Annotated in this window: 19 protein-coding genes; 13 read left to right on the top strand and 6 right to left on the bottom strand. The window is 66.6% G+C overall.

Features of this window, described 5'->3' with window-relative positions:
* A complete protein-coding gene (locus ACWIEX_RS19460) occupies nucleotides 1-999 on the bottom strand; it encodes an efflux RND transporter periplasmic adaptor subunit (RefSeq protein WP_454034609.1) in 999 nt (332 codons plus the stop codon).
* Nucleotides 1,000-1,155: 156 nt separating this feature from the next.
* Here ACWIEX_RS19460 and ACWIEX_RS19465 point away from each other — a divergent pair, with 156 nt between their 5' ends.
* The gene (locus ACWIEX_RS19465; RefSeq protein ID WP_454034610.1) at nucleotides 1,156-1,869 is read left to right on the top strand and encodes a TetR/AcrR family transcriptional regulator; all 714 of its coding nucleotides are present in this window, start codon (nucleotides 1,156-1,158) and stop codon (nucleotides 1,867-1,869) included.
* Between the two features lie 145 nt (nucleotides 1,870-2,014).
* On the opposite strand, the gene ACWIEX_RS19470 is transcribed toward ACWIEX_RS19465, so the two are convergent.
* Nucleotides 2,015-3,700 (bottom strand): GMC family oxidoreductase, encoded by a 1,686-nt coding sequence (locus tag ACWIEX_RS19470; RefSeq protein WP_454034611.1) that lies wholly within the window; start codon nucleotides 3,698-3,700, stop codon nucleotides 2,015-2,017.
* Complete coding sequence (locus ACWIEX_RS19475; protein WP_454034612.1) at nucleotides 3,697-4,917, bottom strand: enolase C-terminal domain-like protein; 1,221 nt, start codon at nucleotides 4,915-4,917, stop codon at nucleotides 3,697-3,699. The genes ACWIEX_RS19470 and ACWIEX_RS19475 overlap by 4 nt, the downstream gene beginning before the upstream one ends.
* Nucleotides 4,918-5,017: 100 nt before the next feature.
* Here ACWIEX_RS19475 and ACWIEX_RS19480 point away from each other — a divergent pair, with 100 nt between their 5' ends.
* The 12 genes from ACWIEX_RS19480 (at nucleotide 5,018) to ACWIEX_RS19535 (ending at nucleotide 20,523) form a co-directional block, all read left to right on the top strand.
* Nucleotides 5,018-5,701 carry a FadR/GntR family transcriptional regulator gene (locus tag ACWIEX_RS19480; protein ID WP_454034613.1) on the top strand — a complete coding sequence of 228 codons (684 nt, stop codon included), beginning with the start codon at nucleotides 5,018-5,020 and terminating at the stop codon, nucleotides 5,699-5,701.
* Between the two features lie 31 nt (nucleotides 5,702-5,732).
* Nucleotides 5,733-7,028 carry an ABC transporter substrate-binding protein gene (locus tag ACWIEX_RS19485; protein WP_454034614.1) on the top strand — a complete coding sequence of 432 codons (1,296 nt, stop codon included), beginning with the start codon at nucleotides 5,733-5,735 and terminating at the stop codon, nucleotides 7,026-7,028.
* A gap of 15 nt (nucleotides 7,029-7,043) precedes the next feature.
* Nucleotides 7,044-7,952 (top strand): carbohydrate ABC transporter permease, encoded by a 909-nt coding sequence (locus tag ACWIEX_RS19490; protein ID WP_454034615.1) that lies wholly within the window; start codon nucleotides 7,044-7,046, stop codon nucleotides 7,950-7,952.
* Nucleotides 7,949-8,770, top strand: a complete 822-nt coding sequence (locus tag ACWIEX_RS19495; RefSeq protein WP_454034616.1) for a carbohydrate ABC transporter permease — start codon at nucleotides 7,949-7,951, stop codon at nucleotides 8,768-8,770. Before ACWIEX_RS19490 ends, ACWIEX_RS19495 begins: the two co-directional genes overlap by 4 nt.
* Nucleotides 8,771-8,775: 5 nt before the next feature.
* The gene (locus ACWIEX_RS19500) at nucleotides 8,776-9,888 is read left to right on the top strand and encodes an ABC transporter ATP-binding protein (protein WP_454034617.1); all 1,113 of its coding nucleotides are present in this window, start codon (nucleotides 8,776-8,778) and stop codon (nucleotides 9,886-9,888) included.
* 4 nt (nucleotides 9,889-9,892) lie between these two features.
* Entirely contained in the window at nucleotides 9,893-10,639 is a 747-nt protein-coding gene (locus tag ACWIEX_RS19505; protein ID WP_454034618.1) for an SDR family NAD(P)-dependent oxidoreductase, read from the top strand.
* A gap of 13 nt (nucleotides 10,640-10,652) precedes the next feature.
* Nucleotides 10,653-11,048 (top strand): GlcG/HbpS family heme-binding protein, encoded by a 396-nt coding sequence (locus tag ACWIEX_RS19510; protein ID WP_454034619.1) that lies wholly within the window; start codon nucleotides 10,653-10,655, stop codon nucleotides 11,046-11,048.
* A gap of 864 nt (nucleotides 11,049-11,912) precedes the next feature.
* The gene (bcsN, locus tag ACWIEX_RS19515) at nucleotides 11,913-12,707 is read left to right on the top strand and encodes a cellulose biosynthesis protein BcsN (RefSeq protein WP_454034620.1); all 795 of its coding nucleotides are present in this window, start codon (nucleotides 11,913-11,915) and stop codon (nucleotides 12,705-12,707) included.
* Between the two features lie 25 nt (nucleotides 12,708-12,732).
* The gene (gene bcsA, locus ACWIEX_RS19520) at nucleotides 12,733-14,916 is read left to right on the top strand and encodes a UDP-forming cellulose synthase catalytic subunit (RefSeq protein ID WP_454034621.1); all 2,184 of its coding nucleotides are present in this window, start codon (nucleotides 12,733-12,735) and stop codon (nucleotides 14,914-14,916) included.
* On the top strand, nucleotides 14,913-17,366 hold the full coding sequence (locus ACWIEX_RS19525) for a cellulose biosynthesis cyclic di-GMP-binding regulatory protein BcsB (RefSeq protein WP_454034622.1): 2,454 nt from the start codon (nucleotides 14,913-14,915) through the stop codon (nucleotides 17,364-17,366). Before bcsA ends, ACWIEX_RS19525 begins: the two co-directional genes overlap by 4 nt.
* A 17-nt stretch (nucleotides 17,367-17,383) precedes the next feature.
* On the top strand, nucleotides 17,384-18,382 hold the full coding sequence (locus ACWIEX_RS19530) for a family 8 glycosyl hydrolase (RefSeq protein WP_454034819.1): 999 nt from the start codon (nucleotides 17,384-17,386) through the stop codon (nucleotides 18,380-18,382).
* Nucleotides 18,373-20,523 carry an outer membrane protein assembly factor BamD gene (locus tag ACWIEX_RS19535; RefSeq protein ID WP_454034623.1) on the top strand — a complete coding sequence of 717 codons (2,151 nt, stop codon included), beginning with the start codon at nucleotides 18,373-18,375 and terminating at the stop codon, nucleotides 20,521-20,523. Before ACWIEX_RS19530 ends, ACWIEX_RS19535 begins: the two co-directional genes overlap by 10 nt.
* A 264-nt stretch (nucleotides 20,524-20,787) precedes the next feature.
* Here the strand turns inward: ACWIEX_RS19535 and ACWIEX_RS19540 are convergent, their stop codons facing one another.
* From ACWIEX_RS19540 to ACWIEX_RS19550, 3 genes are read right to left on the bottom strand one after another with little or no spacing between them, the layout of a single operon-like run.
* Nucleotides 20,788-21,669: an ABC transporter permease gene (locus ACWIEX_RS19540; protein WP_454034624.1), complete on the bottom strand. Its 882-nt coding sequence runs from the start codon at nucleotides 21,667-21,669 to the stop codon at nucleotides 20,788-20,790.
* Nucleotides 21,666-22,682: an ABC transporter permease gene (locus ACWIEX_RS19545; protein ID WP_454034625.1), complete on the bottom strand. Its 1,017-nt coding sequence runs from the start codon at nucleotides 22,680-22,682 to the stop codon at nucleotides 21,666-21,668. The genes ACWIEX_RS19540 and ACWIEX_RS19545 overlap by 4 nt, the downstream gene beginning before the upstream one ends.
* Nucleotides 22,683-22,704: 22 nt before the next feature.
* The gene (locus tag ACWIEX_RS19550) at nucleotides 22,705-24,300 is read right to left on the bottom strand and encodes an ABC transporter substrate-binding protein (protein ID WP_454034626.1); all 1,596 of its coding nucleotides are present in this window, start codon (nucleotides 24,298-24,300) and stop codon (nucleotides 22,705-22,707) included.
* Nucleotides 24,301-24,435 lie beyond the last annotated feature (135 nt).

A 24,435-nucleotide genomic window follows, 5' to 3' on the forward strand; every position in this document is an offset into this window, starting at 1 on the left:
TCAGCCGCCTCGCGCCGCGACACGGGCGCCATCCGCAAGCTTGTCCGGAAAGGGCGTGATGATGCTGGCCTGCGCGGGCAATCCCGAGAGGATCTCGACATCGCCAGTGCCGCGGATGCCGATCGCAAGCTCGCGGCGGTGGGCACGATTGCCCTCGACGATGAAGACGGCGTTGCCCTGCACGGCGGCGACCGGCAGCAGCAACGCCTCCTTCGCAACCCGCGCGATGATGTTGAGCTCGACCGTCATGCCGATCAGCAGCGGCGTATTCTCCGGCAACGCCAGATAGACCCGATAGGTCTTGGCGACGGGGTCGCCCTTGGGCGTGATGCTGTCGACGGTGGCTTCCAGCGCCTGCCCCGGAAAGGCATCGGCGCGGATCAAGGCGCGCTGGCCTGGCTTGACCTGCGGAATGTCCTCCTCGTTGACCTCGGCGATGACGCGCAGCGGCTTTGCCTCGCCGATCCAGAACAGCACGCTGCCGGGTTCGGCGATCTCGCCGACCTCTCCGTCGCGGCGCAGGACGGTGCCGCGCATCGGCGCACGCAGGACGTAATTCTCGAGGCGCGCAGCCTGCCCGGCGATCAGCGCCGAGGCTTGCCCCATCTCGCTGCGGGCACGATCAAGCGCCTGCTGGCTCATCACATTGCGCTCCACCAGCACCACCAATCGGTCATGCTCGGCGGTGGCAAGTTTTTGTCGGGCCTTGAGTTCGGCCAAGGTCGCCTCGGCCTGGGCACTGTCGAGCCGGGCGAGAACCTGCCCCTGCTCCACCCGTTGGCCCTCGCAATCGCAGCGCTCGACGATGCGCTCGCGCACCAGCGCCGTCACCTTGGCCCATATGCGCGGCTCCACCGTGCCGGTGGCATAGACGATCTCGGCTGCGTCGCCGCGCTTGGGCGAGACGGTCACGACCGCATTCGGCTTGGTCAGGGACCAGTAGGTGCCGCCGGCGACGACGACGGCCGCGACAGCCAGAAGAAGACGAGCAAGTTTCACGGCATCCCCCGCGGGAGGCGGCGCGTCGGCGTTCCCGCTTGCGATCATCGCCTGCGGAAGCGTTGCGCCGGCGGCGGCTCTCGCGCACAATCACGAAAGACCGACCGCCGGTCATTTTACAGACCGACGGTCGGTCGTCAAGAGAAGGCGTGTGGCATGCCCCGTATCGTGAAGTCCCCGGATGATCGCAGGAACGAGATTCTCGACGGCGCGCAGACGCTGTTCTTCGAGCACGGCTACGAGCGGACCACGATCAACGACGTGATCACCAAGGTCGGCATCTCGAAGGGGGGCTTCTACCATCACTTCTCGGCGAAGGAGGATCTGCTGGAAGCCATCACCGCCCGGCTGGCGCAGGATGCCGTCGCGCGCGTCCGCGACATCCTGGACGATCCCGCGCTCAGCGCGCTGGAACGGCTGAACGGGTTCATGGCGCGCTCACGCAGCATGAAGCTGGCGGATGCGCCAAAGTACAGAGCCGCTTTCGACGTGGTTTTCCGACCGGAGAATTTGCTGCTCTATCACCGGATCAATGCCGCTTCGATCGCGGTGATGCGGCCGGTCCTGACCCAGATCATCGCCCAGGGCAAGGCCGAAGGCGCCTTCAACGTGCCCGACCCCGAGGCTGCGGCAGAGATCATCCTGCATCTCGGCGCCAGCACCCACGACGCCGTCGCGCGAACGATCGATGCGATGGAAACAACCGGGGAAGACGCTGCGATCGCGATGCTGGATCGACGCTTCCAATTCCAGGGTATCGCAATGGACCGTATACTCGGACTGCCGGACGGTAGCCTGGTTATCGTCGAACCTGGCTTCACACGGGCGGTGATGACGGCACGCCAGGCAGATCGTAGCGACCACCCATAGACTCAACGTCTGACGGATAGGCAAGAACGCCCGTTTCCAGGCGATGCCCGAATGTCCGCAACTGGCGCAACGCGCCATCTGCCGGGCGAAATTCGAGGCAGAAAATGAATTCGCCGCCGCGATGATTCCGCCCCACAGAGCTGCGTCATACCAGGCCGTCCGCGAGCTTTTCCGCAAGCATCGTCGTCGGCAGATTGGTGTTGGCTCGCGGTACACAGGGCATCACGGAAGCGTCGATCACGTGCAAGCCACCGATGCCATGGACAGCGCCATCCCGTGGAGAAACCACGGCCGCCTCATCGTCGGCGCGCCCCATCCGGCAGGTGCCAGAGGGATGATAACCTCCGATGGTATGCTTCCGGATCATCTCCTCCATCGCGTCGTCGTTATCGAGCGCCGTCGGGATGTCGTCTCCGCTGGCGAAGAGGCGATCGATCAGCAACTTGCGCAGTGGACCCGGCCCCTCGGTCAAGAGAGCCGGGCCGAGCGTCACCAGCCAGTTGCGCAGGCTCACGCCGCCGACCAGCTTCGCCATGGCGCCGTGAGTCGCGGCGAAGGGATCGCTGCAGGCTCGACGCAATTCGTTTGAGGCATAGAGAGACCACATCCGGCGCACCGCGAGCTTCATTCGCGCCATATCGCGCGGATCGGACAGCATCTGGAAGGCGATCTCCGGCCGCCCTGCCGGCTTTGCCGGATTCAGCCGAACCCAGCCGGTGGAATAGGGTTTGTTGATCCAGCTGAAGAGCGAGCCGATGCGCCGGCCGATCGGATGCCAGGCTGATTTCGAGACGACGACCATGAACATGTCGCCATGTCCGCAGCCTTCGACCTCGGAGGAGTAGCGCCAGGCCGCCTGGACATGACGCCGCGGCGTCTTGCCCAGACGGTGCCCGCGCCGAATCCAGGAGGACATCGCCATCGAGGGATGCTCGTTGAGGTTCTTGCCGACCCCCGGCAGGTGGTGGAGGACCGCGACACCTGCCTCGGTCAGGCGAGCAGCTTCACCGACGCCCGCCCGCAAGAGCATCGCCGGACTTTCCAATGCCCCGGCGGACAGGATCACCCGACGCGCCGCGATACGTTCTTCGCCGATCTGGACGCCAATGGCGCGCCGGCCTTCCATGAGGACGCGATCGACCTTGACGCCCGAGCGGATCGTGAGATTCGGCCGCCGCCGGGTCGTAGCGTCGAGATAGCCCATCGCAGCCGAGCGGCGCGAACGGCGGTCGGTCGTCAGCGACATCGGAAACCAGCCATCCTCGAAGACCGCGTTCTGGTCGCCGATATTGCGATAGCCCTCCGCCGTCAGCGCCTGCATCGTCGCCCGGGTGAAGCCGGGCCATTCCTCCGGCATCACGCGGCTGATCGCGATCGGACCGGACGAGCCGTGCAAGGGCCCGTCATAGTCCATGTCGGTCTCGAGCTTGCGGAAATAGGGCAGCACCCCCGCCCAGTCCCAGCCCTCCGCACCGAGCGCCGCCCATTCGTCGTAGTCGGCCGGCAACCCGCGATTACCGATCTCACCGTTCATGCTGGAGCCACCGCCAATCACCCGCGGCTGGATATAGGGCTTCACCGGCGAGCGCGCCGGGTCGTTATGCGGGACCGGCATCAGGCGGGCGCGCAGATCGCGCCACTGATAGGCGGGATTGAAGGCGGCGCGGTAGGGATAGACGTCGCGAATTTCGTCGGGCTCCTGCCCCGGCTCGAAATCGGGGCCGGCCTCGATCAGGAGGACGCGGTTCTGTCCCGAGGCCGAGAGCCGGTTGGCCAGCACGCAGCCTGCCGGCCCGCCGCCGACGATGATATCGTCATAGGAAGCGGTCATTTCGCGGTTCCGCCATCCTTCTTCAGGGTGAATTCCTGATAGGCGGTGCGGTTGGCAAGGATGTAATCCCAATCGTAATCGACGCCGAGGCCGGCCCCGTCGGGAACCGGCACGCAGCCGTCCTCGCCGATATCCTCCAGCGCATCGCTGTAGCCGGAACCGAAGACCGGCGGCACGGGATTGGCGACGCCGGGGGCGACGAGCGAGAGTTCATACCAGCTCGAATTGCGCATCGCGGACATGCAGTGCCGCTGCGCCGGGCCGGCGGCGTGGATCTCGCAATCGAGGCCGAAGGCTTCGGCGAGATGTGCGACCTTCATCGTGCCGGTGATGCCCATGTCGTAATCGGGATCGACGCGCATGTAATCCGTCGCCCGCTCGCGCAGCCAGGCCGCCTTGCTCTCGAGGCCCCGGACATGCTCGGTCAGCATCAGCGGAGTACGGACGTTCTCCTTCAACTGCCGGGCGGCGTGCGGGGACCAGCCGGCATCCATGAAGGGGTCCTCGTACCAGAGATAGCCGCCTTCGTCGCAGGCTCTGCCGACATAGATCGCGTCGGCCAGCGTGCGCAGCTCGCTCGCGGCGTCGTACATCAGCTCCATCCGGTCACCGACGCGCTTGGCGCAGAGCAGCAGGTTCGCGGCCTCCTCCTTGGGATCGCCCTCACCCCAGCCATGGATCTTGTAACCGCGATAGCCGAGCGCGAGGCATTCTTCCGCGAAATCGGCATAGGCCTCGATGCTGTCGAGAATCCCGTCGCGACCGCCATTCAGCGTGCTGGCATAGGTCGGAAGCCGCTGCCGGTAGCCGCCGAGAAGCCGCCAGACCGGACGATCGACCGCCTTGCCGGCCAGATCCCACAGCGCGATGTCCAGCGCCGAATGGCCGATCGCCATGTAATGGCGGTGGGCGCGCTTGAGCTTGTTGTAGATCGCCTCGCGCTCCTCGGCGTCCTCGCCCAGGATCAGGCCGGCCGCAGCCTTCACCTGCCCGACCATGACACCGTTCTTGCCGCTGTGGACGCTGCAATACTCGCCGCGGTGCCCGCCCTCGGTCTCGATCCGCAGGGCAAAGGCGCTCAATCGGGACTGCGCGCCCTTCATCACGCTGCGGTTGCCGCTGGCGTCCAGCCCGAGACCGTCGACCGTGTAGCCGAACTCGTGCACCTCGATCCGTGCGATCCGCGCTTCCGGCCGCGAGCCGATCAATCTGTTCATGGCGATCCCTGACAATTTCGGCTTGCAACCGACAAAGCTGTCTGACAACATATTTTTAAGCAGACTGAATTAGAGCCGTCAACGGGACAGGATCGCCAGGATGGACTCGGACGAAAGCCGCTCCGCGATCGCCTACCGGCAGATCGCCGGCTATATCGACAATGTCGCGGATGGTGCGCGGCTGCCGCCCGAGGCGGATTTCGCCGAGATGTTTGGGCTGTCGCGCGCCAGCATCCGCGAGGCGCTGGCGCGGCTGCGCGCCGAGGGCATCGTCCGCTCGCGCAAGGGCTCCGGCACCTTTGCGATGCGCAGCGGCGCGCCCGAAATGGTCAGGCTTTCGGCGATTTCCTCGCTGCGCGAACTCGCTCAATGGCACGAGGTCCGTCTTGCTCTGGAAAGCGAGGTTGCGGCCCTGGCGGCAGATCGGCGAACCGAGGACGACCTCGCGCGGCTGCAGGCGGCGCAGGAGGCGCTGCTCGCCAGCCTTCTGACTGGGCGCGGCGAACGGGAGGATGTCGCCTTCCATGCCGCGCTGGCTGTCTGCGCGCATAACCCGAAGCTGTCGGACGCGCTGGGGCGGCTGACCTCGCACATCTTCAGCTGGGGCAATCTTTCGGCCCAGCGCTCCGTGCTGACCATGGCGGAGCGCCGCGAGCTGATCGCGGTCGAACATGGCGCCATCGTCGCCGCAGTCGCGGCGCGTGACGGCGATCGCGCCCGCGCCGAGATGCGCCGCCATCTGCTGGCCGGCCGGACGCGTGTGCTCAGCGACCTGCAGATGTAAGCGAAAAACCGATCGGGGAGGAAATAATCTCATGAAATCAACGATCTTTGACAGGCGATCCGTACTGCGCGCAGGAGCCACCGGACTGGCCCTCGCGGGTTTGCCGAAGCTGGCCCAGGCGCAGGGCCTTTCTGGCACGGTCCGGGTCTGGACCTTTCTCGGCGCCGACGGGCAATCGCCGCGCGAGGTCGTGCTGCGCGAGATCATCAAGCGCTTCAAGGCCGCGCATCCCGGCGTCGAGGTCCGGATCGAGGCGCAGCCCTTCCAGGAGCTCGAGGTGAAATTCGTCGCCGCCTCGGCCCAGAACCGGGCACCCGACGTGATCTGGATGCGCGACACCTTCCTCGATCTGGTGCAGCAGCGCGGTGCGCTGGCCAATCTCGACGACCTGCTCTCGGCCGATTTCAAGGCCAAGGCGCTTCCCGATCTCTACCCGGTCTTCGTCGAGAAATCGGTCTTCAACAAGAAGCGTATCTCCCTGCCGCTCTGGCCCAGCCCTGCCCAGGCGATCTTCTACCGCAAGGATGCGCTGGCCGAGCTTGGCCTCGATGCCCCGCCCCTCACCTGGGATGCCTTCATCGCCGCCGCCGGGAAGCTGACCAAGGGCGAGCGGTTGGGCTTCGGCCTGCCGACGAACGACAACAGCGTCTCAGCCTTCATCAACATCCTGACCGGCTTCGGCCCGACGATCTTCGACGCGGCCACGGGGCAGTTCAACGTGACCAGCCCCGAGGCCAAGGAGACGGCCAATGTTGTCAGACAGCTTGTGGCGAATGGAGCACTCTCGCCGACGCTGCTGAACGCGATGGGCGACGACATCCAGGACCAGTTCGCCTCCGGCCGCTTCGCGATGGTGCAGGCCTTCGCGCCGCGCTTCCAGCAGTACAAGCAGATTGCCGCCGGCTATAATGGCAAGGACCTGGCGGTGTCGGCCTGGCCGGCCTTCGGCACGCGCCCACCGGCGGTGCTGCTCGGCCCCTACTGGACGGTGGGCATCTCTGCCAAATCCGCCAACCCGGCTGCGGCGACCGCCTTCGTCGAGAGCCTGTTCAGCACGGAGGCGTCGCTGGAATGGGCGAAGACCGCAGGCCTCGTGCCCGATCGGCGCTCCGTACTGCAGAATCCCTTTTTCGCGACGCCGGCAGCATCCGACATCCACGCCTTCACCGCGCTGCTCTCGGCGCCGGGCGTGCTGACCTTCCCGCAGCGCATGCCCAACATCACCAAGGTCTTCCCGGTGATGAACACGGCCCTACAGGAGCTGATCGGAACCAAGGAAAGCGTGGACGCCATTCTCGAACGGGCGAAATCCACGCTGGGCTGGTAGCGCACCATGCATGCCATGCCTCTCGCGAAGCCGCGGAGCCTCGACGCCGTCGCGCGCCAGGCCCGGCTGGTGGGTTCGTCGCTGGTGGCGCCGGCCCTGCTGCTGGTCATCGCCATCAACATCCTGCCGGCGCTCTACGGATTCTACCTGAGCCTGCACAAGGTCTTCTTCTTCGGGAACGAGGGCTTCGTCGGCCTCGGCAACTATGCCGAGCTGTTCCGCGATCCCTTCGCCTGGCAGGCGATCGGCCGGTCGCTGCTCTTCACCTTCGCCGCACTGGCCGTCGCCGTGCCGCTGGCGCTGCTGGCGGCCATGGGCATCCGGCGCCTCGGCCGCTGGGGCAGCGTCCTGCTGACGGTCCTGCTGGTGCCCTGGGCGATGAGCCCGATCGTCGTTGCGCTGTTGTGGAAATGGATCCTGGTGCCATCGCCCGGCGGACTGGTCGGCGCGGCCTTCAATGCCTTCGGCCTGCCGCCGCAGGACCTCCTGACCGACCCGCTGCTGGCCATGCCGACGCTGGTCATCGTGGCGGTCTGGCGCAACTTCGCCTTCGCCACGATCATCCTGATCGGCGGGCTCGGCCAGATCCCGCGCGATCTCTACAAGGCGGCCGCGGTCGACGGGCTGGGCGCGTGGGAGAGCTTCCGCAAGATCACGCTGCCGCTGCTCGCGCCCTCGCTGCTGATCGTGATCTCGATGTTGACGATCAGCTATTTCAACGAGGTGCAGCTCATCATCGGCCTGACCGGGGGCGGCCCGATCCGCCAGACCAGCACATTGGCCTATGCGCTTTACCACTCCGGCTTCGTCGAGCTCGACCAGGGGCGCGGCAATGCCATCGCAGCCGTGATGTTCCTGATCAATATGGGACTGATCGCGATCTATATCCGCATCCTGGGCAAGCAGCCGGGAGCTGCCGCATGAAAATCCTGTCGCGCGTCTTGCTTCTCACCGCCTGCCTGCTGGCCGGCATCGTCGCCCTCGGCCCGATCCTCTGGGCCGCCTCGACCTCGTTCAAGGCGACCAACCGCATCTTCGCGGTTCCGCCCGAGCTCCTGCCGCAAAGCCCGACCCTGGAGCATTACGTCAAGCTGGTCGCCGAAGGTGTCCACTGGGCCTTCCTGAACAGCTCGGCCTATACGGTCGCCGCCGTGCTCCTCGCGCTGATCCTCGGCGCGACCGCGGGCTATGCGCTGATGCGCTATCCCGTCGCGGCCAAGCCCGCGGTGCTGCTCGTCTTCCTCGGGACGATGGCGGTGCCCGGCTTCGCCGTGCTGCTGCCGACGCAGATGCTGGCGACCAGCATCGGCCTGCACAACACCTGGGCGATCCTGCCGATCCTCTATGCCGGTCACGTCCTGCCCTTCGCGGTCTGGGTCACGCGCTCGCATTTCGCCACCGTTCCGCGCGAGCTGGAGCAGGCTGCCGAGATGGACGGCTATTCGCGGGCCGAGGCTGTCTGGAAGGTCGTGCTGCCCGGCGCAAAGCCGGCGCTGCTGGCAGCGGCGACCTTCGGCTTCCTGCATTGCTGGAACGACTACGTCACCGGCTCGACCATGGTGGACTCGCCCGAACTGCGCACGCTCCAGGTCGCGCTGATCTTCTTCCAGGGCTTCCACGGTCGCGATTGGGGCTCGCTGATGGCGGGCGTGATCATCGCGACGATCCCGCCCGTGGTGGTCTTCCTCCTGTTCAGAAAATTCCTGATCGGTGGCTTCGCCGACGGGTCCGTCAAAGGCTGAATGATATGACCGAGGCACGGCCGAACCCGGCCCAATCCGTCCGCTTCCGCAATGTCGGGAAGAGCTATGGCTCCGGCTGGGCGGTGTCGGGCATCAACATCGCCATCGAGCCCGGACAGTTCGTCACGCTGCTCGGCCCCTCCGGCTGCGGCAAGAGCACGACGCTCAACATGATCGCCGGGCTGGAGACGCCGACCGAAGGCCAGATCATGATCGGCGATCGCGACGTCACCACCATGAAGCCGGCCGACCGCGACATCGCCATGGTGTTCCAGTCCTACGCGCTCTACCCGCATATGACGCTCTACGAGAACATCGCCTTTCCGCTGCGGGCGCGCAGGCGTCGCGCGCCGGAGGCGGAGGTCGACCGCAAGGTCCGTGCAGCCGTGAAGATGCTTGGCCTCGAGGCGATGCTCGACCGCTTTCCGCGCCAGATCTCGGGTGGCCAGCGCCAGCGCGTCGCACTCGGCCGGGCCATGGTGCGGACGCCCACCGTCTATCTGCTGGACGAGCCGCTCTCGAATCTCGACCAGCAATTGCGGGTCCAGATGCGTTCGGAGCTGAAGGACATCCATCAGCGGCTGGGCGCCACGATGCTCTACGTCACCCATGACCAGAGCGAGGCGATGACCCTGTCGGACCTGGTCGTGGTCATGTCGAACGGCCGGATCGAACAGGCCGGCAGCCCGCGCGAGCTCTACAACAACCCGGCCAATCTCTTCGTCGCCCGCTTCCTCGGCGAGCCCGGCATGAACATTCTCGACGGCGAAGCCGAGGCCGGGCGGCTGCGCGGGGCAGGCTTCGACATCGCCCTTCCCGCGATCGCGGAGAAGGCCGGGCGGAAGATTTCAGTGGGGCTTCGGCCGGAGGATCTGCAACACGACCCGTCCAAGACGGCGGCCATCCGCGGCACGGTCCGCACCGTCGAATATCTGGGCTCGCGCAGCCTCGTCCGTGTCGAGGTGGGCGAGCGCTTGATCGCCGCCTTCCTGCCGCCCTCCGTCGATCTTCCGGCCGGAGCGGCCATCGGCTTGTCGCCGGCCGATCCGGACAAGGCGCGCTTTTTCGAAACCGATGGCGGCGCTTCGCTGCATTACCATCAGAACCTCGCAGGCTGAGCCCATGAACAGGATTTCCCTCGACGATCAGGTCGCGGTCGTCACCGGCGGCGCGCAGGGGCTGGGTCTTGCCATTGCCAAGCAGCTCATCGCGTCCGGCGCGCGCGTCAGCCTCTGGGATCGCGACGCGGACGAACTGAAGAAGGCGCTGACGCTGCTCGGCCCCGCCTCGTCGGCCAAGGCGGTCGACATCACCGATCTCGACGGCCTGGCGCGCAGCCATGGCGAAGTCGAAGCCGCAATCGGCCCGGTCTCGATTCTCGTCAACTCGGCCGGCATCGCCGGCGGCAATGCGCCTCTCGACGCCTATGATCCGGAGGAGTGGCGCCGCGTCGTCGAGATCAACCTGAATGGCACGTTCTACGTGAACAAGGTCGTGGTGCCCGGCATGAAGGCGAGGAATTACGGGCGGATCGTCAATATCTCATCGGTTGCGGGCAAGGAGGGCAACCCGAATCTCGCCGCCTATTCCGCCGCGAAGGCGGGCGTGATCGGCCTGACGAAATCGCTGGGCAAGGAACTCGCCGGCTACGACATCGCGGTCAACGCGATCTCGCCTGCCACGGCGAAGACGCGCATCCTCGACACGCTCAAGCCGGACTTCATCCAGTACATGCTGTCGCGCATTCCCCGCGCCCGCTTCCTCGAAGTCGACGAGGCAGCCGCCATGGTCGCGTGGCTGGTCAGCCGCGAGAACAGCTTCACCACCGCCTCGGTCTTCGATCTCTCGGGCGGGCGCTGTACCTATTGAGCGGGAGAGAACGATGACTCTGGAACGGGCGCAGGGCCTGATCGCTGCGGCTCTCGCCGCCGGCCGCGTGCAGGGGGCACGGCCGCTGGCCGCCGTGGTGGTCGATGCCGGGGGCTATATCGTCGCCTCGGCCCGCGAGGATGGGGCCACGATTGCCAGGCACGAATTCGCCCTGGCGAAGGCCTGGAGCTGCATTGCGCTCGGATTGGATACTTGCGATCTCGTCGAAAGGGTCGAGGCTAATCCGGCCTTCTTTTCCGCGGCTGCTACCCTCTTGTCCGGCAAGTTGCTTCCCGCTGCCGGCGGGGTGCTGATTCATAAGGACGAGCAAATTCTGGGGGCGCTCGGCATCTCCGGCGACACTGGAGAAGTGGACAACGCCTGCGCAATCGCCGCCACCGGGCGGTGAGCCGATGAGCGCACGGGCTTTCGCGAGCATCCCCCTTGGGGCGCACACCATTCAGGGCCGAATTGCGAACGCCTATGTTTTTGAAATGGCGATGTAATCAGCAGCGGCTGTAAGCCGGGAGCGTGGGCTTGAAACACTCGACTTTCGAAGCTGACACATCCTTATCACGCGCCACCGGATGGAAGCTGGCCCATCTCTGACCTCAAAAGGATCTGGTTTCGGGCAGCCCAGGCGGTCAGTCATCATTCCCTTTGTCGCCGCCAGATCGGGGCGACGCATAAGAAAGCGATCTCGTTCCCGACCCTGGGAAGGCTGCGCCGGCGCTGCCCCCCGGGGGCCGACGCTGGTCGAGTCCGTTTGCAGGCCGCGCCACGCCTAAGATGTCGTCAGGGTCAGCACACTCGCTGAAGCGATCCGCATACCGCGGCACGGCCCCTTCATCGGGCGCTCCGTTGCGGCTTCCTTCCCACAGGCCAGGCATGATCAGGGCCGCACCAGCCGCCCGTGATGGCAAGATCTTGCTCGCTTTTGATTGTGGTGAAGATCGCTCGTTTCCCGATGACGGGAACATTTATCCAACCGCAGGTTGGAATAACCTCGCGAATCACTTGTATTGGGGGGCCGCAAGCATGCGCGGGCGCCTCAGCGCGCCCCTCCGGCGAGAGTAACCGCTCGTTAACCGGCGTTAACCAATGGTGAAGACATGACGATGCTGTACCGACATCGGCACGCGTGCCTATGAGGGCCTTGAGCTTCATCGATCGGATGTCTTCGGACGGGTTCCTTGGCTTGTTCCGGCCCCTTGCAGGGATGCTAGCGGCATGCGGACTGCCTCTCGTCTTCGCGGGCTGCGGCGAGCAACGGTTGTCGAGCGATGAACTGGTCTCGGCCTCGCGCGCGGTCACCGTCGATGTCAGCCGCGCCCTGGCGCTACCTCCTCCCGGCAGCCTGCCTGTGACCGGCGTCACCCAGAGAACCTATGAGAACGCCGTCTCGCAGACCGTCTCCCTGGCGACCCGTGGCCGGACACCAGGCGAAAATGCGATCCATGTCGCCTTCTTCACGGCAGCAGATGTCCCCGAGGCCACCGGAGTCGAGGGCAACCTGCTGAAGGAGCCCGGCATCGACGACTTCGCCATCGGCAAAGAGATGGAGGAGCGTCTTCCCGGTGTCGCGATGGCCCCATCCGCCGTTTTTGTCCAGAACAGTTACGGTCCATTCGGCTATGCCGTCGGCCGCGGCACCGGCGGCGAGGTCTGCCTCTACGCCTGGCAGCGACTGGCGGGCAAGGACAGCCTCTTCCGCCCGAAATCGGGCATGATCTCGGTGCGCCTGCGCGTCTGCGACCCCACCGCGACCGAGGCCTCGCTTCTGCGCCTGGCCTATGGCTACGCGTTCAACGCCAAGCTGAAGCGGCCCGGCTGGAATCCGATCGGCGATGCGCCCGCGCCGGCGTCTGGGCTCGGCCAGACCGGCGCTCCGATCTATCCGCAGGCGCCACAGCCCTCCTTCGGCGAGACCCCGCCGCGCCCGCAAGCCGTCCGCCCCCGGCCGGAGCGCCGGCGCAGTGCGGTTCGCGCGGAACCTCAGGCTCCCGAACCGATTTCGACCAAACCACTCGAAGGATATCCCACCGTCCCGCCGCCGCCCGCGCCCTGAACCCACCCGGATTGCCGAAAGCCCGATGCGAACAGCGAGCTACGTCATCTTCTGGGCCGTCATCGCGATGGTCGTTATCGCGCTGATCACCCTGCCGATCAGCCTGCAGGCGCATCTGATTGCCGGAACGATCGTGGTCGGCGCGATGATGGTCCTGAAATTCCTGCGGCCTTATGGCGTCTGGCGCCTGATCGCGCTCGGCTTGGGCACCGCGATCGTGCTGCGCTATGTCTACTGGCGCACGACCAGCACCTTGCCGCCGGTCAACCAGCTCGAGGATTTCATCCCGGGGCTGATCGTCTACCTCGCCGAGCTCTACAACATCGGCATGCTGGGCCTCAGCCTCTTCGTCGTGGCGATGCCGCTGCCGAAGCGCAAGACGCCGCCGATCGACCTCGCCAACGCACCGACGGTCGACGTCTTCGTGCCGACCTACAACGAAGAGCCCGAGATGCTCGCGACGACGCTCGCGGCGGCGCTGGCGATGGACTACCCGGCGGGACGCCTGAACATCTTCCTGCTCGACGACGGCGGCACCGACGAGAAATGCAACGCCGACGACTTCGCCGCGGCCAGCGCCGCCCGCGAGCGCCGCGCGACGCTGACGAAGCTCTGCGAAGGGCTCGGCGTCACCTATCTGACGCGCGAGCGCAATCTCAGCGCCAAGGCCGGCAATCTCAATAACGGCATCGCCAACTCGCAAGGCGAGCTGATCGTCGTCTTTGACGCCGACCATGCCCCCGTACGGAGCTTCCTGACCGAGACGATCGGCTATTTCGGGCAGGACCCGAAGCTCTTCCTGGTCCAGACCCCGCATTTCTTCATCAATCCGGACCCGCTGGAGCGCAATCTCCAGACCTTCCGCTCGATGCCGTCCGAGAACGAGATGTTCTACGGCATCATCCAGCGCGGCCTCGACAAATGGGACGCCTCGTTCTTCTGCGGTTCGGCCGCCGTGCTCAGGCGCACGGCGCTTCAGACCACGAACGGTTTCTCCGGGCGCAGCATCACCGAGGATGCGGAGACGGCGATCACGCTGCACGCCACCGGCTGGCACAGCGTCTATGTCGACAAGCCGCTGATCGCGGGGCTTCAGCCGGCGACCTTCACCAGCTTCATCGGCCAGCGCTCGCGCTGGGCGCAGGGCATGATGCAGATCCTCATGTTCCACCGCCCGATGTTCAAGCGCGGCCTCTCGCTGCCGCAGCGGCTCTGCTACTCCTCGTCGGCGCTGTTCTGGCTCTTCCCCTTCGCGCGCCTCACCTTCCTGGTCGCGCCCCTGTTCTACCTGTTCTTCGGCCTCGAGATCTTCACCGCCTCCGGCGCGGAGTTCATCGCCTATGTGCTGAGCTACATGGTGGTGAACCTGATGATGCAGAACTACCTCTATGGCCGCTATCGCTGGCCGTGGATCTCGGAGCTCTACGAGTTCATCCAGTCGGTCTACCTGCTGCCGGCCGTGGTCTCGGTGCTCATCAATCCGACCAAGCCGACCTTCAAGGTCACCGCCAAGAACGAGTCTCTTGAGACCCGGCGGGTGTCGGAGCTCGGCCGGCCGTTCTTCATCATCTTCGCGGTGCTCGCGCTCGGCGTCGTCGCCACCTACTGGCGCATGCTCACCGAGCCCTACAATGCCGACATCACGCTGGTCGTCGGGCTGTGGAACATCCTCAACCTGTTGATGGCCGGCTGCGCGCTCGGCGTGGTCTCGGAGCGGCCGGAGGGGCGCGGCGCGCGGCGCTTCGCCGTGAAGCGTCGGGGTGAGATCACCATCGACGGACGCAAGGCCCGGATCGTCACCGAAAACGTCTCCGTCGACGGTATCGCCGTCCGCGTGATGTCGAAGGAGTTCGACAGGGTGCCGGTCGGTTCGACCGGGGAGATTACCGTCGAGACCACGATCGACATGCCCCGGGGCGCCCTGCCTGTGCGCGTCCGCCGGCTCGCGCCCGACGACAAGGGATTGCTGCTGGGTTGCAGCTACGAGCCGACGGAGCCGGTGCATAGCCGCATCATTGCCGACCTCGCCTTTTCCGATGCCGAGAACTGGAGCCGGTTTCAGAAGGCGCGGCGCCACAATCCCGGCGTGATCTACGGGACGCTGCGCTTCCTGCGCCTCGCCATTTTCCAGACGAGCCGAGGATTGTCCTATCTCTTCGGTCTCTACCGCCTGTCCCGCTCGACCACCCGGCCGGGAGCGGCAGAATGAAGCGCCTCCGCTTCCCGGCCCATCTCGTCGCGATCGCATCCTGCGCGCTCCTTGCCGGCTCGCCGCTCCCGGCGCAGGTGCCACCGCCTGCCCAGCCCGGCCCGGCGCCCTTCATGATCGCGCCGCCCGCACCGGCTCCAGCAAGTCCTGCGCCTCCCGCGGCGCCGGCTCCAGGTCCAGTGCATGAGGCCAGCCCGACGCCCGCCTCGCCCCTGTTGTTCAAGCCGCTGCTGCCGGCGGCGCGCGTCACGTTGGAAGGCGAGAGCGATGTCCGCAGTTGGGCGTTCTACCTGACGCAGGACGAGGCGGCAGCCGACCTGAGCCTCGACTTGGCCTTCCAGAACGCCCTCGTAGTGATGCCGGAAGCCTCGCGATTGACGGTGCGCATCAATGGCGAGCGCGTCAGCGAGATGCCGATCGCCTCCTCCGACCGCCTGAAGCGCAGCTCCATCGCCTTGCGCAAGGGCCTGCTCCGGACCGGGCAGAACACGATCAGCTTCGAGGCCGTGCAACGCCATCGCATCGATTGCACGGTCGGCTCGACCTACGAGCTCTGGACGCGCATCGACGGCGCCGGCACGCGCCTGGCTTTCAGGAATGCGAGCGCCCGGCCCCTCGCCCTGCGTAGCCTCGACGATCTGCCGGCCGTCGGCGCCGATGAAGGTGGGCTGACGACGATCGCCATCGTCGCGCCCGGCGCCGCGCGCGCGAGCGCCGCGAACAGCATCCTCGCCGTCGCCCAGGCGCTGGCATTGCGCGGACGTTACGGACAGGTCGCGGTCACAGTGACCGAGCAATTGCCCGCCCGCATACGGCCGGGGGCGCTGACCGTCGCGCTCGGCACGAGCCAGGAGATGCGCGCGTTGCTCGGCACATTACCGGCCGATGCGGGTGGCCGCAGCTTCGTCGGCTTCGTCCCGAATCCGCAGAAGAGTGCCGATCTCCTGCTCGTCACCGGCGAAGGCTGGCCCGATCTTGAGGCCCTCATCGCCAAATTCCTGACCGCACCCGTCGCCCGGCCGGCCAATATCAACCGCAAGACCATGGATACCGCGAGCTGGCACGTGCCGGATGCGCCCTTCATCTCGGCCAAGCAAGCGATCCGCTTCTCCGAGCTCGGCATTCCCACCCAGGAATCGACCGGCCGGCGCATGCGCGTGCGCGCCATCGTCGCGATGCCCGGCGATTTCTACGCCAATGCCTATGGCGAGGCGACGCTCTATCTCGACGGCGCCTATTCGCAGGAGGTCCTGCCGGGCGATAGCCATATCGAGGTGTTCGTCAATGGCAATGTCGCGGCAACCGTGCCGCTCAATGCGGCGACGGGTGGGTTGTTCCAGCAGTTCCCGATCACGATCCCGCTGCGGCATTTCCGGCCGGGGATCAACGAGATCTGGTTCGAGGCGGTGACGCTGGCCAAATCCGATCTCGCCTGCGGTCCCGGCGCGACCCTGGCCGGCAAGAGCCGCTTCGCCCTGTTCGACACCACCGTCCTTTCGATCCCGAACTTCGCCAAGATCGGCGTCAGCCCCAATCTCGGGGCCATCGCCGGCACCGGTTTCCCCTATTCGGTCGCCTCCCGCGTCGCGCTGGTCATGGGCAGGCAGGACAACGCCAATCTCAGCGCGGCCGCAACCCTGCTCGCGCGCATCGCCCGCAATGCCAGCCGCCCGCTTGCCACCGAGCTCCTCGCCGGGACAGCCGCCGTGGGCGACAGGCCGGCACTGATCGTCGGCGCCGCCGGCCAGATGCCGGCCGGTCTGCTGCCCCGGGTCGGCGTCGCCGACAATGTCCGCGCCACCTGGCCGCAACGCGCCGATGCCGTGGTGGTGACGCCGGATGCCGAGGGCGCGGCCGTCTTCGACGCCGTCATCAACCGCCTGCAGGGCAGGGAGGCCACGCCCGAGGCCTCCGGCGGCGTCGCTCCGACCACCGAAGCGATCCGCGATCGCTGGCGCGGCTCGCTCGGCGGCCCGCTGGCGCGCTATTTCATCGGCTTCGACCAATGGCTCCAGCACACTTTCGATCTCTCCTTCGCGCAATTGCGGGCGCCGTCGCGCGCGGCCCCGCTCTACGAGCCGGCGGAAGGGACGGAGCTGATCGCGGCTCAGGCCGCCGATCCCGAGACGCGGCAGGTCTGGACCGCTTTCATCGCCCGCCGCGACGAAACTTTGCAGAGCGCCGTCAACCGCATCGTCACGCCGGGCAACTGGGCGGGCATGGCCGGCCGGATCACCGCCTTCCGCGGCGCCCAGGACGCGCATGTCATCTCCGCCGACAGCACCTCCTTCGTCATGACGCGGCCCTTCAGCCTCGCGAACATGCGGCTCGTCTTCGCCAACTGGATGTCCAGCAATATCGGCATCTACGCGCTGGCGCTGCTGATCGCCTGCATCGGGCTCGGCATTGGAACCTCCCTGATGCTCGGGCGGTTGGGTCGGCGATCATGAGATGGGCGTTGGCAGCGATGATCGCGACCTTCCTCGGCCTGGCGCCAGGCGTGCGCGCAGCCGTGCCGGCTGATGCCTGGGCGCTCTACCGGCAGAAATTCGTCACCGCGGAAGGGCGGGTGGTCGACGATCTCAACGGCGGCATCAGCCATAGCGAGAGCCAGGGCTACGGCCTGCTGCTGGCCTGCCTGGCCGATGATCGCACGACCTTCGCCAGCATCTTCGCCTTCACCCGGACTGAACTGCTCATCCGTGACGACGGGCTCGCAGCCTGGCGCTGGGACCCGAAGGCGAGCCCGCATGTCACCGACATCAATAATGCCAGCGATGGCGACCTATTGATCGCCGATGCCCTCGCTTGCGCAGGCACGCGCTGGAACATGCCGGCCCACAGTGCCGCCGCGCGCCAGATCGCGACATCCCTCGCAAAGGTCGCTCTGCGCCAGCACGCCGGGCAGACCTGGCTCATGCCGGGCGCTGTCGGATTCTCGGAGAAGGACCGCGCCGACGGGCCGGTGATCAATCCGTCCTACTGGGTCTTCGAAGCCTTCCCGACCTTGGCGAAGCTGACCGGGGACCAGCGCTGGATGCAGGTCCAGGCCAGCGGCCTGAAGCTGCTCGACGATCTCGCCAAGCGGAAGATGCCTGCGCCGGAATGGCTCTCGATCAAGGCCGAGCCGAAGCCTGCCGAAGGTTTTCCGGCACAGTTCGGCTACAACGCCATCCGCATCCCGCTCTACCTGCTGCGCGCCGGGGTAGGCGACAAGGCGCGGCTCGCGCCGTTCCGCCAGGCCTGGGCCGGTGGCACGGCGGTCGTCGACGTCGCCAGCGGCAAGCCGGTCGAGCCCTTGCCGGACGCGGGCTACCGCATCCTCTCCGCGGCCATGGCCTGCGCGCTCGACGGAACGCCGGTCCCCGCCGAGCTCAAGGCCTTCCAGCCCACGGCCTATTACCCGTCGACACTGCATCTCCTGACCCTCTCGATGCTGAGCGAGAGGTATCCGCAATGCCTGTGAGGCCTATCCTCATCGCCGCCGCCGTCTCGGGCATCGCCTTCTATGCCCTTGGACGATACGGCCATGACACGGCCTCGCGCGAACCCGCGCAGACGGTGATCCAGCCTGCACTGGCGCAGGCTCCGCAACAGCCGCCGCAAGCTCCGACTGAGGCCGTTCCGGCGCCGGTCGAGCTGGCGCAGACCGGTGCACCGAACCGCCCGGCAACGACCCAGGCAGCGCCGCCGAAGGTCGACGAAACCGCCTTGCGCTATTTCGCGGCACAGGGCGATACCCGCCGCTACGAGGCAGAGCTTGCCCGGCTCAGGGCACTCTATCCGGAATGGAAGCCTCCGACCGATCTCACCTCGCAGGGCCAGGCCGGCGACCCCGAGCTGGAGCGGATGTGGCGGCTCTTCGCCGAAGGCAAATACGGCGAAGTCCGTGCCGCGATCGCCCAGCGCGGCGGCGCCGATCCGAACTGGCGCGCTCCGGCTGACCTTGCAGCCCAGCTCGACACCGCCGAGGCGCGGCAGCGGCTCGTCAATGCCTCGAACGCGCGGCAATGGGAACAGGTCATCCGCCTGGGTACCGAGACCCCGGCCATGCTGACCTGCGCCAGCGTCGATGCGCTCTGGCGGGTCGCCGAGGCCTTCATCCAGACCGGCAAGTCCGAGCGTGCGCGCGACGCCTATGCCTATGTCCTGACCAATTGCACCAATCCGGCAGAGCGTGTCGGCACGATGCAGAAGGCGCTCGCCACCCTGCCGGAGAACCTCGTCGAAGCCTTGCTGTCACAGGAACAGCAGAACGAGTTCGCGAGCATCCGCGACGAGATCGCACGGCGCCATATCGGCAAGGCCGCCGACGATCAGACGCAGAAGGCGACGCCTGCGGAAATCCAGCGCATCGAGGCCCTGGCCAATGCGGCCTCGACGCCCGACGACGCCATCCTGCTCGGCTTCTACACGCTCCACCATGACGAGCCGGCCAAGGCCGCGACCTGGTTCCAGACGGCGCTCGCGCGCAATGGCGGCGCCAAGGCGGCCGAGGGAGCGGTGCTCGCATTGGGCGAGACCAAGAAGTACCAGGAGGCCGAAACGCTCGGCGCCCAGTGGCTCGAAGCCGGCGCAGCCAATCGCAAGGCCTATCTCGACGCCATCACCGCACTGCTCACCCAGGAGCCGCCGCCGCGCCTGGACCGCGCCGTGATCGAGCGCATCGTGAAAACCGTGGGACAGGATAAATACGCAGCCGGCGCCGGAGCGCTCGGCTGGTATGCCTACAATGCCGGACAGATCAGCCCGGCGGGAACCTGGTTCGAGACGGCGCTCTCCTGGGATCGCGGCAATGAGCCGGCGGCTTATGGGCTCGCCTTGGTCCGCGAACGCCTGCGCGACCAGGCGGGCTTGCGTACCCTCGTTGCCGAATGGGGCAGCCGTTCGCAGAGGATCGCGGACGTCCTCAATCCCCGGCGCGCGGGCGTGGCCCCGAGAGCCGAGCAGCAGCGTGAAACACGTCAGATGCCAGCGGCGGAATCGGCCGGTCACCGACCAACACCGATCGTCAGGGCCGGCCGCGACGAGCCGATCGCGCGCGACGCGGCTCCAGTCGCGGAGCCCGCGAGACGCTCGGACGCTCCTCGCGCGACCGGTGGCAATTGCGGAGGCGGCGGCTCAGGCGCCGCCGCCTTGCAGCGCGGCTGGTGCCTCCTCAATCTCAAGCGGCCGGTCGCAGCAGCGCAGGCTTTCGAAGCGGCACGGCGCGGCGGCAATGCGCAGGTCGCCGCCGATGCCGCAGCAGGTCTGGCTTATGCCAAGATGCAGCAGGGACTGACGGCCGAAGCCACCATTGCGGCCGGCGCCGCCAACCTGCCGCCGGCGCGCCGCAAGGAGCTATCCACGCTGCTCCTCGCCGAACAATTTTATGCCCAGTACGACGCCAAGGACTACAACGGCGCGCTCATCACCCTGTCGCAGCGCCGCCGCCTGGCGCCCGAGACGACCGACCTGATGCTGATGCGCGGATGGTCCTATTACAATCTCGGCCGCTACGACGATGCCGCGCACATCTTCGAGACGCTGTACAAGGTCAACAAGTCGCCCGAGGCCCTGTCCGGTCTGACGGCGATCCGTGATGTCACCAAGCGCAACGCTCAGTGATCAGGGCGTTCTTGAGCAGGAGATAACCCTCGTTCCGTCGCAGGCGGTGGTGCCGGGTGGAATGGGCCGCCGATCTTGACGTGCCCTGAGCCCCTGATCTTCCGTCAGATTTGAGCAGAGTCCGTCGATCCTGGAGACGGACGATGCGCCCCTCACGGTTCACGGAAGAGCAGACCATCGGGATGCTCAAGGAGCAGGAGTCAGCCGAACCAGCTTGGCACGCACTCGTCGCACGGCGACAGATCGACGTTCACCGGAAGCGCTCTAGGTCCTTGACCGGGTGTCGAGAAGATCGCGTACCGTGTCCCCGATGAAGCTGAACGCGAGCGACAGCGACAGGATCGCGAGACCCGGCCCGGCCGCAATCCACCAATTGTAGAAACTGGTCGCGCCCTCCGCGACCATCTGGCCCCATTCCGGCGTCGGCGGACGCGCTCCGAGGCCGATGAAGCTGAGCCCCGCCACCAGCAGGATGATCTGGCTGAGATCGGCCGTGGCATTGACCAGAATCGGCGTCCAGCACAGCGGCAACACATGGCCGAACAGGATGCGCCGCCGCGACGCGCCGATCGCCACCGCCGCCTCGACATGCTCCAGCGAACGCACGGCGAGGACCTGGGCCCGCATCAGCCGCGCATAGATCGGCCACCAGACCACGACCATGGCGATGCCGGCATTGAGCAGGCCCGGCCCCAGCGTCGCGGCTACCGCCATGGCGAGCAGCATCGCCGGGAATGACAGCGTGATATCGGCAAGGCGCATCAGGATCGCGTCCGCCAGCCCGCCGACATAGCCGGCGAAAGCCCCGATCGCGCAGCCGATGGCGACGGCCACCACGAGCACGCCTGCCGCGACCGGCAGCGAGAAGCGGACACCATAGAGGGTACGGATGAGAACGTCGCGCCCCAGAGCGTCGGTGCCGAGCCAATGGGCCATGCTCGGCGGCTGCAACCGGCGCCCGGCCAATGCGACCGGATCATAGGGCGCCCAGAGATCGATCGTCGCCGCGACGATGATCCAGGCGGCGACGACCGCCAGGGCCCAGAGCAGTGTCCAGCGCGCTGCGCCGCCGGGCACGATCCGGCCAAGGAACCGGCGTCGACCGGTCCTCTTTCCGCTGGCCGAAGGATCAGTCACCGCCGTCATCGGCGGTCCCGCAAGCGCGGATCGGCGAAGGCATAGGCGATGTCGGTGACGAGGTTCGTGATCAGAAAGGCCGCGCCGCCGACGATGGTGACCCCGATGATCGCCGGATGGTCGAGCGTCCGTGCCGCCTCGACCGCGTAGGAGCCGATCCCCGGCCAGGCGAAGATCGTCTCCGTCAGGACCGCGCCCGTGATCAGGTAGGCGAAGGTGAAGCCGAGGATCGTCAATGTCGGCATCAGGGCATTGCGCAGCGCATGGATCACCATCACCCGCACTTCCCCTGCCCCCTTGGCCCGGGCCACCAGGATATAGTCCTGCGTCAGCACCTCGATGAGGCTCGCACGCACAAGGCGGGCGACGATCCCGACTACCGTCCAGCCCAGCATCAATGCGGGCAGCACGAGATGGGCCAGCGCATCGCGCAGCTTGGCGCCGTCCCCCGCAATCGCCGCATCGATCGTGAAGAAGCCGGTCACGAAAGGCGGTGGCAGCGAACGGGTGTCGAGGCGCCCCGGCCCAGGAGCCCAGCCGAGCGTGGCGAAGAAGATGAAAAGCGCGATCAGTCCGAGCCAGAACATCGGCACCGAGGAGCCGACGAGTGCGAAGATCCGGATCGCCGTGTCGGCGGCCCGATCCTTCATCCTGGCGGCCACCAAGCCGAGAGCCGTGCCGACGCCGCCACCGACCAGAACCGCGGCGATGACCAGTTCCAGCGTCGCGGGCAATCTCTGCGCCAGGTCGGTGGCGACGGGCTGACGCGTGCGGAAGGATGTGCCCATGTCGCCGCGCGCGAGATTTCCGACGTAGACGAGGTAGCGTTCGGCAAGGGGACGATCGAGCCCCCAGCGCTCCTTGGCCGCGGCGACCACCACGGGATTGTTCATCTGCCGCTCGCCGATCAGCGCGGCGAGCGGGTCGCCCTTGGTTACTTGCGTCAGGAAAAAGGCGACCGTGATGATGCCGAGCAGGAGGAACGGCATCATCGCCAATCGCTGCAATGCGACCCTGAGCATGGGTTCTCCCGGCGGGCGGACGCTACTGGCGCCCGACCTGGCTGAGGTCGAGATTGCAGCAGGCGCTGTAGCGCACCCCCGTGACGCCCTTTCGCGCGGCGAGGATCAGGTCGGGGCTGACCACCGGAATGATGACCTTGTCGCCGATCATCTCGAGCGCGATCTCGCGGAAGATCTTGTCGCTATCGGCCGGGCCGGCAGCGAGCGCCTTCTTCAGAAGTTCCCCTTCCCTGGCATTGATGACGCCTTCCACCTTCGTGGCATGCGCGCGCTTCGACCAGGAGCTGCCCTCCATCATCGAGAAGAACTGGACGTATTGCACCGTGCCGAAATAATCCGGCGCGTAATACGAGGCGGTGATCGGGATGCCCTCGCTCGCGACGCGCTCGCGCCAGACGGCGAAGGTCACGGGTTCCAGCTCCAGCTTGATGCCGACGCGGCCGAGATCCTGCTGCAGCTTCTGCATCATCAGCGAGAGATCGACGCCGTAGGAATTCACGCCCGGAAATACTGCCTTCATCGAGAAGCCGTTTGGCTGCCCGGCCTCGGCGAGCTTGGCCTTGGCCAGCGCGAGGTCCTGCTTCGGCATCGGCAGATCATGGTTGCCGGGGAAGCCGTTCGGGATCGCGACGGGCTGGAACTTGCCCTTGCCGCCGACGGTGAACTCGATCAGCCCTTGATAGTCGATCGCGGCTGCGATCGCCTCCCGGACCGGCTTGGTCAGGGGCACCGTATTGGCCTTGGCGCCGACGCCGAGCGCCAGATAGATGAAATTGTAGCTCGGCACCGAATCCAGCACGAGATTGGGGTCCTTGCTCGAAGCGGCCGTATCGGAATCGATTTGCATCGCGACATCGGCGGCCCCGGCCTGCAGGGCCTGGAGCTGCGCCACCGCATCGGGCACCTGCTTGACGATGACCTCCGGAATCTTCGCCGGCGTGCCCCAGAACCTCTCGTTGGCGACGAGGCGCAACTGGTCTCCGTTGCGATAGAGCGCGAGCTTGTAGGGGCCGCTGCCGGCGGAGTTGGCGAAGAACCAGGCATCGGCCTGATCAGTGCTGCTGGCGGCTTCGCCGCTCCTGGCGCCATTCGCCTCGGCAAGCTTGCGGTTGATGATGCCGGCATAGGGCGAGGCCAGCATCTGGAGGAATTCCGAATTGGCCTGGGCGGTCCGCAGCACGACGGTCTTGTCGTCGGGAGTCTCCGCCGCGCTTAGCGCGTCCATCAGGAAGGAGGCGTCCGCCTTCATGTGCTTCAACCGCATCAGCGACCAGGCGACGTCGGCCGAGGTGACTGGCGTGCCGTCGGCGAACACCGCATTGGGCGCGATCTTGAAGGAGAAGCGCGTCTGGTCGGGGCTGACCTCCCACGCTGTTGCGAGATGGGGCACCAGCGTCTTGTTGTCGGGGCCGAGCGTGACCAGCGTCTGGTAGGCCGCCGAGAGATAGATCTGGCAGGTGTCGCAGAAGGACCGGGCCGGATCGAGCGACACGATATCCATGTTGCGCGCGACCACGAGCGGGCGCGTATCGGCCGCCCGCAGCGGCTCCGTCAGGGCCGCCAGCGACAGGGCGGCGGCGCCCAGCGCCAGGGATGTCCTCAGCCAGCTAACCTGCATCTCAAAACCCTCCCGCTCTTGTTTTTTTGCACCCTCGAACCCGGCACCGCCCGCCCCGCACGGACCGCTCCGCGCGGCCTCTCCCAAGCGACACGAAAGCTCTTGCCAAGTCAATTTTACTATATGATATATCAA

The sequence above is a fragment of the Allobosea sp. NPDC055353 genome, from assembly GCF_053644975.1.

Bases quoted from the DNA above. Each gene is read 5' to 3' on its own strand.
- ACWIEX_RS19505 (WP_454034618.1), top strand. From the start codon at position 9,893: ATGAACAGGATTTCCCTCGACGATCAGGTCGCGGTCGTCACCGGCGGC.
- bcsA (WP_454034621.1), top strand. From the start codon at position 12,733: ATGCGAACAGCGAGCTACGTCATCTTCTGGGCCGTCATCGCGATGGTC.
- ACWIEX_RS19525 (WP_454034622.1), top strand. From the start codon at position 14,913: ATGAAGCGCCTCCGCTTCCCGGCCCATCTCGTCGCGATCGCATCCTGC.
- ACWIEX_RS19545 (WP_454034625.1), bottom strand. From the start codon at position 22,682: ATGCTCAGGGTCGCATTGCAGCGATTGGCGATGATGCCGTTCCTCCTG.
- ACWIEX_RS19475 (WP_454034612.1), bottom strand. From the start codon at position 4,917: ATGAACAGATTGATCGGCTCGCGGCCGGAAGCGCGGATCGCACGGATC.
- ACWIEX_RS19550 (WP_454034626.1), bottom strand. From the start codon at position 24,300: ATGCAGGTTAGCTGGCTGAGGACATCCCTGGCGCTGGGCGCCGCCGCC.
- ACWIEX_RS19480 (WP_454034613.1), top strand. From the start codon at position 5,018: ATGGACTCGGACGAAAGCCGCTCCGCGATCGCCTACCGGCAGATCGCC.
- ACWIEX_RS19495 (WP_454034616.1), top strand. From the start codon at position 7,949: ATGAAAATCCTGTCGCGCGTCTTGCTTCTCACCGCCTGCCTGCTGGCC.
- ACWIEX_RS19490 (WP_454034615.1), top strand. From the start codon at position 7,044: ATGCCTCTCGCGAAGCCGCGGAGCCTCGACGCCGTCGCGCGCCAGGCC.
- ACWIEX_RS19465 (WP_454034610.1), top strand. From the start codon at position 1,156: ATGCCCCGTATCGTGAAGTCCCCGGATGATCGCAGGAACGAGATTCTC.
- ACWIEX_RS19540 (WP_454034624.1), bottom strand. From the start codon at position 21,669: ATGACGGCGGTGACTGATCCTTCGGCCAGCGGAAAGAGGACCGGTCGA.
- ACWIEX_RS19530 (WP_454034819.1), top strand. From the start codon at position 17,384: ATGATCGCGACCTTCCTCGGCCTGGCGCCAGGCGTGCGCGCAGCCGTG.
- ACWIEX_RS19535 (WP_454034623.1), top strand. From the start codon at position 18,373: ATGCCTGTGAGGCCTATCCTCATCGCCGCCGCCGTCTCGGGCATCGCC.
- ACWIEX_RS19485 (WP_454034614.1), top strand. From the start codon at position 5,733: ATGAAATCAACGATCTTTGACAGGCGATCCGTACTGCGCGCAGGAGCC.
- ACWIEX_RS19500 (WP_454034617.1), top strand. From the start codon at position 8,776: ATGACCGAGGCACGGCCGAACCCGGCCCAATCCGTCCGCTTCCGCAAT.
- ACWIEX_RS19470 (WP_454034611.1), bottom strand. From the start codon at position 3,700: ATGACCGCTTCCTATGACGATATCATCGTCGGCGGCGGGCCGGCAGGC.
- ACWIEX_RS19510 (WP_454034619.1), top strand. From the start codon at position 10,653: ATGACTCTGGAACGGGCGCAGGGCCTGATCGCTGCGGCTCTCGCCGCC.